Below are 9,568 nucleotides of genomic sequence, written 5' to 3' on the forward strand. Positions count from 1 at the left end.
CGGGTCGGCGGTGGCTCCGGGAGGTCAGGCCTCAGTGGCCGTGACGCATCGCCGTGCGGAGGTCCTTGTTGAGCTGGCTGATGACGTCCAGCGGGATCTCCTTGGGGCACGCGGCGGCGCACTCACCGATGTTGGTGCAGCCGCCGAAGCCCTCGTGGTCGTGCTGGGCGGTCATGTCGACGACCCGGCTCCACCGCTCCGGCTGTCCCTGCGGCAGCTCACCGAGGTGGGTGATCTTGGCGCCGAGGAACAGCGAGGCCGAGCCGTTGGGGCACGCCGCGACGCAGGCGCCGCAGCCGATGCAGGTCGCCACGTTGAACGCGCGGACGGCGTTGTCGCGAGGGACCGGCACCGAGTTGGCCTCGGGGGCCGAACCGGTGTTGGCAGAGATGTAGCCACCCGACTGGATGATCCGGTCGAACGCGGACCGGTCGACGACCAGGTCCTTGACGACCGGGAACGCGCCCGAGCGCCACGGCTCGATCGTGATCGTGTCGCCGTCGTTGAAGGACCGCATGTGGAGCTGGCAGGTCGTGGTGACCTCGGGGCCGTGCGGCTCACCGTTGATCATCAGCGAGCACATGCCGCAGATGCCCTCGCGACAGTCCGAGTCGAACGCGACAGGCTCCTCGCCCTGCTCGTTGAGCTGCTCGTTGAGGACGTCGAGCATCTCCAGGAAGCTCATGTCCTGCGAGATGCCGCTGATCGCGTAGGTGTGGATCTTGCCCTTGTCGACGGCGTCGGTCTGGCGCCAGATCTTCAGGGTCAGGTTCATGTTGCCGCTGCTCACTTGTAGCTCCGCTGCTTCATCTCGATGGCGGTGTAGACGAGTTCTTCCTTGTGCAGGATCGGCGTGCCGTCCTGGCCACCCCACTCCCACGCGGCGACGTAGGCGAACTCGTCGTCGTGGCGGAGGGCCTCGCCGTCCTCGGTCTGCGACTCGCCACGGAAGTGGCCGCCGCAGGACTCACGCCGGTTGAGAGCGTCGATGCACATGAGCTCGCCGAGCTCGATGAAGTCGGCCACGCGGCCGGCCTTCTCGAGGCTCTGGTTGAGCGAGTCGGCGGTGCCGAGCACCTTGAGGTCGCTCCAGAACTCCCGCTTGAGCTCGCGGATCATGTCGATCGCCTTGCGCAGGCCCTCGGCCGTGCGCTCCATTCCGCAGTACTCCCACATGATGTGGCCGAGCTCGCGGTGGAAGCTGTCGACGGACCGGTTGCCGTTGATCGAGAGGAACTTCTCGATCCGGCCCTCGACGTCGGCCCGGGCCTCGACGACCGCCGGGTGGTCCTCGCCGATCTCCGGGAACGGGCCGTCCGCGAGGTAGTCGCGGATGGTGTGTGGCAGCACGAAGTAGCCGTCGGCCAGGCCCTGCATCAGCGCGGACGCGCCGAGGCGGTTGGCGCCGTGGTCGGAGAAGTTGGCCTCGCCGGTGACGAACAGGCCCTTGATCGTGGACTGCAGGTCGTAGTCGACCCACAGGCCGCCCATGACGTAGTGCACGGCGGGGTAGATCCGCATGGGGACCTCGTAGGGGTTCTCACCCGTGATCCGCTCGTACATGTCGAGGAGGTTGTCGTACTTCTCCTCGATGGCGTCCTTGCCGAGGCGCGCGATGGCGTCCTTGAAGTCGAGGTAGACCCCGCGGCGGAAGTCGCCGACCATCGGGCCGACACCGCGACCCTCGTCGCACATGTTCTTCGCCTGGCGGGACGCGATGTCGCGGGGGACCAGGTTGCCGAACGACGGGTAGATCCGCTCCAGGTAGTAGTCGCGGTCCTCCTCGGGGATGTCCCGCGGGTCCTTGCCGCAGTCCTCGGCCTTCTTGGGCACCCAGATCCGGCCGTCGTTGCGCAGCGACTCCGACATCAGGGTCAGCTTCGACTGGTGGTCGCCGGAGACCGGGATGCAGGTCGGGTGGATCTGCGTGTAGCAGGGGTTGGCCATGTAGGCGCCCTTGCGGTGCGCACGCCACGCGGCGGTGACGTTGGAGCCCATCGCGTTGGTCGAGAGGTAGAAGACGTTGCCGTAGCCGCCCGAGGCCAGCACGACGACGTCGGCGAGGTGGGTCTCGATCTCGCCGGTGACCATGTCGCGGGCGATGATGCCGCGCGCCTGACCGTCGGCGACGATCACCTCGAGCATCTCGTGGCGGGTGTACTCCGTGACGGTGCCGAGCTTCACCTGGCGCTCCATCGCCTGGTAGGCGCCGATGAGCAGCTGCTGTCCCGTCTGGCCGCGCGCGTAGAACGTGCGGGAGACCTGGACGCCGCCGAACGAGCGGTTGTCGAGGAGGCCGCCGTACTCGCGGGCGAACGGGACGCCCTGAGCGACGCACTGGTCGATGATGTTCGTCGACACCTCGGCCAGGCGGTAGACGTTGGACTCGCGCGAGCGGTAGTCGCCGCCCTTGACCGTGTCGTAGAAGAGGCGGTGCGTGGAGTCGCCGTCCTCCTTGTAGTTCTTCGCGGCGTTGATGCCGCCCTGGGCGGCGATCGAGTGCGCCCGGCGCGGCGAGTCCTGGTAGCAGAAGGACTTCACGTTGTAGCCGGCCTCGCCGAGCGTGGCGGCTGCGGCGCCACCGGCCAGGCCGGTGCCGACGATGATGATCGACAGCTTGCGGCGGTTGGCCGGGTTGACGAGGCGGGCCTCGAACTTGCGGGTCTGCCAACGGTCGGCGATGTCGCCGGCGGGGGCCTTGGTGTCGGCGATCGGCTCGCCGAGCGTGTAGTAGCCCGCAGCGTCGTCGTACTGGCCGGGGGAGGGCTCGTCGTGGGAGCGGTCGGACGTGAGGGTGGTGTCCGGCATGTCGGTCATGTGAGGGGTTCCCTTGCTAGACGCGGGTCAGTCGATGAGACCGGTGAGGACGGCGATCGGGACGAGCGAGAAGCCGCCCGCGATCACGATCGCGAGGGCGAACGAGATCGTCTTGACGCGGGCACGGGCCTCGGCGGTCCCGGTGAGGCCGAGCGTCTGCATCGAGCTCCACACGCCGTGGTGCAGGTGGGCGCCGAGCATCGCCATCGCGACCAGGTAGATGAGGGTCATCCACCAGACGTCGAAGGTGTCGACGAGGAGGTTGTACGGGTCGCCGGCGGCGTCTCCGGTCTCGCCGGTCTCCACGTTCACCTTGCCGAACGTGAAGTTGACCAGGTGCCACACGATGAAGAGGAACAGCGTGAGGCCGCCCCAGCGCATCAGTCGGCTCGCGGGGATCGCGCCGGTGTGCTTCTTGACGACGTACTGCACCGGACGCGCCTTGCGGGCGCGACGCGTCAGCTCGATCGCGCAGGCCACGTGGATGATGAGGGCGAGCAGCAGCCCGCCGCGCATGATCCAGATGAAGCCCATGTGCGGGAGCATCGGCTCGCCGAGCTCCTTGAGGTGGTACGCGTACTCGTTGAAGGCGTCGTGGCCGGAGAAGGCCTTGAGGTTGCCGTACATGTGTCCCAGCACGAAGCCGACGAATGCGAGGCCGCTGAGGGCCATCAGGAGCTTCAGTGCGATCGACGTGCGCGAAGCGCGCGCTCCGTCGACGAGGGTGGGCCTCTTGGAACCTGGGGTCGTCACGGGGTTTGCCACGAGCGCTCACGCTACCGCGCAGCGCCTCCAACTGTGGCAGCGGTCTCGTGTGAGATAGATCCGGTTAGGTTACCCTTACCAGTTTTCGTGGCACTGGGGGCGAACCGGTCGGTGTGGCCCCTTTCACATTCGCGGTCCTTTGTGCAGACTCAGCCCCGGCAGTCGCGCGGCGACCGTCGTTGTGCTGCGGGGCGAGATCCGGAGGTGCAGGTGACGACAGGCGTACACGGTCCTGGACGGGCGCAGATCGAGGAGCGGACCCTCCGGACGGACCGCTGGTGGCTCGCGCCGCTGACGACCTTCCTGGTGTTCGGCTCGTTCGTGGTCTACGCGACGATCCGTGCGTTCGCGGACCGCGACTACTTCGCCGAGCCCTACCTCTCGCCGTTCTACTCGCCGTGCCTCGGCGAGTGCGTCGAGGGCGCATCGGACTTCGGGCAACCCTTCCAGTGGTGGCCGCTGTCGGCCGCGCTCATCATCCTGATCTTCCCGCTGGGCTTCCGGATGACCTGCTACTACTACCGCAAGGCCTACTACCGGGCGTTCTGGCTCTCGCCGCCCGCCTGTGCGGTCGCCGAGCCGCACGGCGCCTACAGCGGCGAGACCCGGTTCCCGCTGCTCGTGCAGAACCTGCACCGCTTCTTCTGGTACGCCGCGATCGCGGTCGGCCTGATCCTGACCTACGACGTGTTCCTGGCCTTCCGGCCGATGCCCGACGAGTACGCCGTCGGGTCGGGCGAGACGAGCGGGATCCACATGGGTCTCGGGACCCTGATCATGGCCGTCAACGTCGTCTTCATCTGGCTCTACACGCTGTCGTGCCACTCCTGTCGCCACATCGTCGGCGGCCGGCTGCGGCACTTCTCCAAGCACCCGGTCCGCTACCGGCTCTGGACCTGGGTGTCCAAGCTCAACGCGAACCACCCCCGTTATGCCTGGTACTCCCTGTTCTCCGTGGCGGCGGTCGACCTCTACGTCTTCCTCCTGGCCAGCAACGTGATCGACGACGTGAGGTTCTTCTGACATGACGCGTCACCCCCTGACCGGCAACGAGATGTCGGGCGACGCCCAGGGCGGCATGGAGCGCCACGAGTACGACGTCATCGTGATCGGCGCGGGCGGCTCCGGCCTCCGCGCGGCGATCGCGGCGCACGACGCGGGTGCCCGGGTCGCCGTGGTCTGCAAGTCGCTGCTCGGCAAGGCGCACACCGTGATGGCCGAGGGCGGCTGCGCGGCGGCGATGGGCAACCTCTACCCCGACGACAACTGGCAGGTGCACTTCCGCGACACCATGCGGGGCGGGAAGATGCTCAACAACTGGCGGATGGCGCAGATCCACGCCCAGGAGGCGCCGGACCGGGTCATGGAGCTGGAGGACTGGGGCGCGCTGTTCGACCGCACCTCCGACGGCCTCATCAGCCAGCGCGACTTCGGCGGCCACCGCTACGCACGGCTCGCCCACATCGGTGACCGCACCGGCCTGGAGATCATCCGCACGCTCCAGCAGCGGCTGGTGGCGCTCGGCATCGACGTCTACATGGAGTGCACGGTCACCGACCTGCTCAAGCGCGACGGTGCCATCGCCGGTGCCTTCGGCTACTGGCGCGAGTCGGGCCGCTTCATCGTCTTCGACGCGCCCGCGGTCGTGCTGGCCACCGGTGGCTTCGGCAAGGCCTGGAAGGTCACGTCGAACTCCTGGGAGTACACCGGCGACGGCCACGCGCTCGCACTGCGCGCCGGCGCCACCCTCATCAACATGGAGTTCGTCCAGTTCCACCCCACGGGGATGGTCTGGCCGCCGTCGGTGAAGGGCCTGCTCGTCACCGAGTCGGTCCGTGGCGACGGCGGGATCCTGAAGAACTCCGAGGGCGAACGCTTCATGTTCAACCACATCCCGGAGTTCTTCCGGGCGGAGACCGCCGACTCCATCGAGGAGGCGGACCGCTGGTACGAGGACAAGAAGAACAACCGCCGCCCACCTGAGCTGTTGCCGCGCGACGAGGTGGCGCGTGCCATCAACGCCGAGATCAAGGCGGGACGCGGGTCACCGCACGGCGGCGTCTTCCTCGACATCGCGTCGCGTCGTACGCCGGAGTTCATCAAGAAGCGGCTGCCGTCGATGTATCACCAGTTCAAGGAGCTGGCCGACGTCGACATCACCGCGGAGCCGATGGAGATCGGACCGACGTGCCACTACGCGATGGGCGGGATCGAGGTCGACCCGGAGACCGAGGTGTCGGTCGTCCCGGGTCTGTACGCCGTCGGCGAGTGCTCGGGCGGCATGCACGGGTCCAACCGGCTCGGCGGCAACTCCCTGTCCGACCTCATCGTGTTCGGCAAGCGCGCCGGTGACTCGGCGGCGGCCTACGTCGCCGGTCTCCCGTCGCGGCCCGAGGCCAGCGACATCGACATCGAGGCGGCCAAGGTGAGTGCGCTGGCGCCGTTCGAGGTCGAGGGCCGCGAGAACCCGTACACGATCCAGCAGGACCTCCAGCAGTCGATGAACGACCTGGTCGGCATCATCCGCGAGGGCTCCGAGCTCGAGCGGGCGCTGCAGGACGTCGAGCGGCTCAAGGAGCGGGCGCGGACGATGGTCGTCGAGGGTCACCGGCAGTACAACCCCGGCTGGCACCTCGCGATCGACCTCCGCAACATGCTCCTGGTGGGGGAGTGCGTGGCCAAGGCGGCGCTCGCCCGGCAGGAGTCGCGCGGCGGTCACACCCGCAACGACTTCCCCGGTCCGAACCCCGAGTGGGGCAGCAAGAACCTCGTGCTGAAGCTCAACGCGGCACGCGACGGCGTCGACATGACCGAGCAGGCCATCTCGTCGATGCCCGACGACCTGCAGAAGTTCTTCGAGTAGGGGAGGCTGACATGACGGGCTACCAGCTGAAGATGCGGGTCTGGCGCGGCGACGCCGACGGCGGCGACCTGGGGGACTACCAGGTCGAGGTGTCGGAGGGCGAGGTCGTCCTCGACGCGCTGCACCGGCTCCAGGCCACCCAGGCCGGCGACCTGGCGATCCGCTGGAACTGCAAGGCCGGCAAGTGCGGCTCGTGCAGCGCCGAGGTCAACGGCAAGCCGCGGCTCATGTGCATGACCCGGCTCTCCGACTTCGACCCGAGCGAGACGATCACGGTCACCCCGCTGCGGGCGTTCCCGGTCATCCGTGACCTGGTCACCGACGTCTCGTACAACTACGAGAAGGCCAAGGAGCTGCCGGGCATCGACCTCGGTCCGCGTGACGCCGACGGCAAGCGCCGGATGATGCAGGTCGACGTCGAACGGGGCCAGGAGTTCCGCAAGTGCATCGAGTGCTTCCTGTGCCAGAACACCTGCCACGTGGTCCGTGACCACGAGGACAACAAGAAGTCGTTCGCGGGACCGCGGTTCTTCCTGCGCTACGCCGAGCTCGACATGCACCCGCTCGACACCAAGGACCGCCGCTCGGTGGCCCGCGACCAGGCCGGCCTCGGCCTCTGCAACATCACCAAGTGCTGCACCGAGGTCTGCCCCGAGGGCATCAAGATCACCGACAACGCGATCATCCCGATGAAGGAGAGGGTCGTGGACAAGAAGTACGACCCGCTCGTCTGGCTCGGCAACAAGATCGGCCTGCGCAACAAGGACAACGACGGCCGCGCCGAGGCCTGAGCCGGATCACGGCGCCGCTCAGGCGGCGATCGGGGCGGGCGCCGGGTAGTGCGCCCGGACGAGCTCGTCGACCGCGTCGACCCAGGTACGACGGACCGCGAGCTCGCGTCCCGCTGCGCCCATCAGGCCGCGGTGCCGGTCGGCGGCGACGGCGGTGACCGCCCGCCGCAGGTCGCGTGCGTCGGCTGGGTCGTAGAGGACGCCGGTCTCGAGGTGTCGGACCACGTCGGCGGCGCCGCCCGAGCGCGGGGCGACGGTGGGCACGCCGGAGGCGGCCGCCTCGCGGACGGCGTGGCAGTCCGTCTCGTGCTCGCCCGGGTGCACGAGCAGGTCGAGGGTCGGCAGCGCGACGGTGAGGTCGCCGGTCTGGAGCGGACCGGTGAAGCGCGCACCGGGGAGGCGGCGCTCGAGCCACTCGCGCTCGGGGCCGTCGCCGATCACCACGAGCCGGGTCCCGGGGACGTCGGCGAGCTCGGCGAGGCGTCGTACGCCGTGCCGCTTGTGGAGGCTGCCGACGTAGCCGACGACCGCCTGGCCGCCGTCCTTGGCGCGGGCACGTGACCACGAGTCGTGGAGCCACGGGTCGCGCAGGGTGGCATTGAACGCGCGGGGGTCGACACCGGGGAGCCACAGGCTCGCCTCGGCGCCGAGCTCGGCGGCCCGGTCGACCATCCAGGGGGCGGTGACGAGCAGCGTGTCGGCCCGGTCGGCGACCTTTGACCGCCAGTAGTCGGCGGCCAGGTCGTGGACGGGGGACTGCTCGACCACGAGGGTCGGGACGCCGGCCCGGCGCGCGTGCTTGAGCGCCTTGCGGCCGACGAGTCGGGGCGAGGACGCCTGCACGAGGTCGGGCTCGAAGTCGTCGATCGCGGCCCGGATCTGGCCGCCGGTCGGCTCCAGCGGGCGGACGCGGACGACGTCGCAGCCGCGGTAGGACGCGAGGCCGGGCCCGGGCGCGATGATCCGCACGGTGTGGCCGCGGTCGACCAGGCGGTCGGCGATGGCCTTGAGGGTGGTCGTCGTGCTGTCCACCGCGGGGTAGAACGTCTCGGTCACCAGGGCGATCCTCATGCGGCCAGCGTGGGTGGTCCGTCTGACCGGCTGGCGAGATGCCGGTGATGCCTGGATGAACGCCCGGTGGTGACCCCGTGAGGCCGGTCACGATGTCGGTGGTCGCGCGTAGGTTCGTCCTCATGGAGATCAAGCTCGAGCTGGTTGCCGTGCCCGTGAGTGATGTCGATCGGGCGAAGGAGTTCTACGAGCAGGCGGGGTTCGTGGTCGACCACGACCACACCGTCAGCGACGAGGTCAGGTTCGTGCAGCTGACGCCCCCGGGGTCGGCCTGCTCGATCGCGATCGGGAAGGGCCTGACCACCATGGCGCCCGGCTCCCTCGACAACATGCAGGCCGTCGTCGCCGACGCCGACGCCGCCCGCGCCGACCTGGTGGGGCGCGGGATCGACGTCAGCGATGTCGACGACCAGCCCTGGGGCCGGTTCGTCTACTTCGCCGACCCCGACGGCAACCGCTGGTCGCTGCAGCAGATCCCGTCCTGGGGCTGAGGGGGCTAGCCGATCCCGAGCTCCTCGAAGGTGGTCGGGATCGCCGCACCCTCGCCGGGCCGCCAGCTGTCCCACCGCAGGTAGCCGCAGGGGTTCGTGAAGAGCCACACCACGTCGCTGCGGTCGGTGGCGACGCGGAGGTAGCCCCCGTCCCCGCCTTCGAGACAGTCGTTCTCCCCGGTCTCCTCGAGGTCGTCGCCGAGGGGATCCGGGTTGTCCCACGCGTCGCGGAGGATGGCGAGCTGGTCGTCGGTGAGCGGGACGCCGGCCATCTCGTCGGGGCCGCAGTAGGTCGCCGCGACCAGCTGTTCGCGTCCGGGCCTGGCGGGGCCGCCGGTGACCCTCGTGTCGCACCGGGGCGACCCGTCGTAGGGCCGCGTGTAGTCGAGGTCGTCACGTTGACGGTCGAGAGAGTCCTGGAACGCAGAGGTGACTGCCGCTCCCTCGACGTCCCGTCCGTCGACGGTGACCGTGGTGCAGGGGGCTGCCCACAGCAGCGTCGTCGATCCATCGGCGCGGACCAGCATCAACGAGTCGCGGGAGTAGAGGATGTCGATCGTCGCGCACATCTCCGGAATGCCCAGGGGCAGCGCGGCGACGGCATCACGGAACTGCTGGAGCCCGACGACCAACGCGTCGTGGTCGGCCAACAACGCCACCTGGGCCGGGTCGACCGATCCGGGATCGCTGCCGGTGTAACCGAGCAGGTCGGGACACGCGCGCACCGCAACGACGTCCGCGATGTTGCCGGCCTCGGTGTTGCCGGGGCC

General features: G+C 69.1%; 9 protein-coding genes. 4 read left to right on the forward strand and 5 right to left on the reverse strand.

Features of this window, described 5'->3' with window-relative positions:
- Positions 1–31 precede the first annotated feature (31 nt).
- Genes H0487_RS18150 through H0487_RS18160 form a run of 3 tightly spaced genes read right to left on the reverse strand, consistent with a single transcriptional unit; the run spans position 32 to position 3,582 of the window.
- Entirely contained in the window at positions 32–775 is a 744-nt protein-coding gene (locus H0487_RS18150) for a succinate dehydrogenase/fumarate reductase iron-sulfur subunit (protein ID WP_183095642.1), read from the reverse strand.
- Positions 776–786: 11 nt separating this feature from the next.
- Positions 787–2,808: a fumarate reductase/succinate dehydrogenase flavoprotein subunit gene (locus H0487_RS18155; RefSeq protein ID WP_183095648.1), complete on the reverse strand. Its 2,022-nt coding sequence runs from the start codon at positions 2,806–2,808 to the stop codon at positions 787–789.
- A 36-nt stretch (positions 2,809–2,844) separates the two neighbouring features.
- A complete protein-coding gene (locus tag H0487_RS18160; RefSeq protein WP_312856010.1) occupies positions 2,845–3,582 on the reverse strand; it encodes a succinate dehydrogenase cytochrome b subunit in 738 nt (245 codons plus the stop codon).
- Positions 3,583–3,792: 210 nt separating this feature from the next.
- On the opposite strand from H0487_RS18160, the gene sdhC reads away from it, so the two are divergent.
- From sdhC to H0487_RS18175, 3 genes are read left to right on the forward strand one after another with little or no spacing between them, the layout of a single operon-like run.
- Positions 3,793–4,605: a succinate dehydrogenase subunit SdhC gene (sdhC, locus tag H0487_RS18165; RefSeq protein ID WP_183095643.1), complete on the forward strand. Its 813-nt coding sequence runs from the start codon at positions 3,793–3,795 to the stop codon at positions 4,603–4,605.
- A 1-nt stretch (position 4,606) separates the two neighbouring features.
- Entirely contained in the window at positions 4,607–6,445 is a 1,839-nt protein-coding gene (locus tag H0487_RS18170) for a fumarate reductase/succinate dehydrogenase flavoprotein subunit (RefSeq protein WP_246383821.1), read from the forward strand.
- An 11-nt stretch (positions 6,446–6,456) separates the two neighbouring features.
- On the forward strand, positions 6,457–7,236 hold the full coding sequence (locus tag H0487_RS18175) for a succinate dehydrogenase/fumarate reductase iron-sulfur subunit (RefSeq protein WP_183095644.1): 780 nt from the start codon (positions 6,457–6,459) through the stop codon (positions 7,234–7,236).
- Between the two features lie 18 nt (positions 7,237–7,254).
- Here the strand turns inward: H0487_RS18175 and H0487_RS18180 are convergent, their stop codons facing one another.
- Positions 7,255–8,307 (reverse strand): glycosyltransferase, encoded by a 1,053-nt coding sequence (locus tag H0487_RS18180; protein ID WP_183095645.1) that lies wholly within the window; start codon positions 8,305–8,307, stop codon positions 7,255–7,257.
- A 122-nt stretch (positions 8,308–8,429) separates the two neighbouring features.
- Between H0487_RS18180 and H0487_RS18185 the strand changes: the two genes are divergently transcribed.
- Positions 8,430–8,798, forward strand: a complete 369-nt coding sequence (locus H0487_RS18185) for a VOC family protein (protein ID WP_183095646.1) — start codon at positions 8,430–8,432, stop codon at positions 8,796–8,798.
- Between the two features lie 5 nt (positions 8,799–8,803).
- Here the strand turns inward: H0487_RS18185 and H0487_RS18190 are convergent.
- Positions 8,804–9,568 (reverse strand): hypothetical protein (locus H0487_RS18190; protein WP_183095647.1); only part of this gene is annotated, 765 nt, incomplete at its 5' end.

The organism is Nocardioides stalactiti, from assembly GCF_014180715.1.
GTDB classification, from domain to species: Bacteria; Actinomycetota; Actinomycetes; order Propionibacteriales; family Nocardioidaceae; genus Nocardioides; species Nocardioides stalactiti.